2 protein-coding genes and 1 pseudogene are annotated in these 1,299 nt (G+C 42.4%); all 3 read left to right on the forward strand.

Features of this window, described 5'->3' with window-relative positions; translation table 11 throughout:
- Nucleotide 1 precedes the first annotated feature (1 nt).
- Complete coding sequence (locus tag C6Y40_RS02950; RefSeq protein ID WP_170308393.1) at nt 2-712, forward strand: IS5 family transposase; 711 nt, start codon at nt 2-4, stop codon at nt 710-712.
- A gap of 7 nt (nt 713-719) precedes the next feature.
- Entirely contained in the window at nt 720-1,049 is a 330-nt protein-coding gene (locus C6Y40_RS02955) for a Tn3 family transposase (RefSeq protein ID WP_105933274.1), read from the forward strand.
- A 44-nt stretch (nt 1,050-1,093) separates the two neighbouring features.
- Nucleotides 1,094-1,299, forward strand: a pseudogene (locus C6Y40_RS02960) (IS1595 family transposase); the annotation flags it as partial.

Consider the following 1,299-nt stretch of genomic DNA (forward strand, 5'->3'; position numbering starts at 1 on the left):
ACTGCTAAAGGAGAGTGGCAGAGTCTATAACAAATATGAGCACCGAAATACCCTGGAGGGCATACTTTACCGAATGCGTACCGGCATTCAGTGGCGGGATTTGCCATCTGAATTTGGTCTCTGGAATACGGTCTACCGACGATTTAATTTATGGTCGAAGAAAGGCATATTGCAAAAGTTATTTGAAAGCTTAGCCTCCGAGGGTGACCCAGAATGGTTGTTTCTTGATGGTAGTATAGTTAAAGCGCATCAGGATAGTAGCGGTGCAGCGGGTAAACAAGATGAGGCCATCGGAAAAAGTCGAGGTGGTAACTCAACGAAAATTCACCTTGCGGTAGATAGCGGTGGCCTGCCCGTTTATTTTGAACTATCCGGTGGTCAAGTGAACGACATCGTACATGCACAAAGTCTGATAATAAACTCCCCACAAGCCGATATTGTTTGTGCTGATAAAGGCTATGACAGTGAAGCTTTTAGAGCTTACGTAGAAGAAAGTGGAGCAGATGCCAATATTCCACGCAAACGAAATAACAAATTAGGTAATGACGATATGGACTGGTGCCTGTATCGATATAGGCATCTTGTTGAAAACGCGTTTTTGAGGATAAAAAGGTACCGGGCAATATCAACAAGATACGACAAGCTAGCTCGAAACTATAGCAGTACAGTCGCATTGGCATTCATGATGATGTGGCTACCAATGTACTGCTGAACAAATAATGTTCAAAGATCAACAGCCTCTAGAAGGATTGGTATCTTCTAAACACACACTGATGCAAGACGACATTGAGGAACATATTCACAGCACAGACACCTATGGGTATACAGAGACGGTATTTGCCGGTCTTTATCTCATGGATGTTTCATTTGCCCCTCGCATTAAAAACGTTCATCACCAAACGCTTTATGCTTATCATTCCAAATCAACACAGAAGTATTCTGATTCACCACTTGCCCCTAAGTCCCAAATCAATAAAAAACTTATATTGGATAATTGGGACGACATTTTAAGATTGATGGCATCGATGAAATTGGCTATGTTCTGCTAAATTGTTGCTACACTGTATATGAATACAGTTATTGAGGGTTGATCATGATCCCAGCACAATTTACAAAGCTTATAGCCGAGTTAGAACACTTAACAGATAGTCAAACCCGTTATGTTGAGAAGCTGCTGAAAGGCACTGATAGCGTCTCACAGTTGATAACAGAGCTTGAGGAGCGGATGGTTGAAAACCCTGAATGTCCGCACTGCCATAGCTCACTGATCAATCGGCACGGCAAGGTAAACAAGATGCA

The organism is Marisediminitalea alba, assembly GCF_002993365.1.
Classification (GTDB): domain Bacteria; phylum Pseudomonadota; class Gammaproteobacteria; order Enterobacterales; family Alteromonadaceae; genus Alteromonas; species Alteromonas alba.

Excerpts from the sequence above, each read along its gene's own strand:
- C6Y40_RS02955 (WP_105933274.1), top strand. The coding sequence starts at position 720 with ATGTTCAAAGATCAACAGCCTCTAGAAGGATTGGTATCTTCTAAACAC.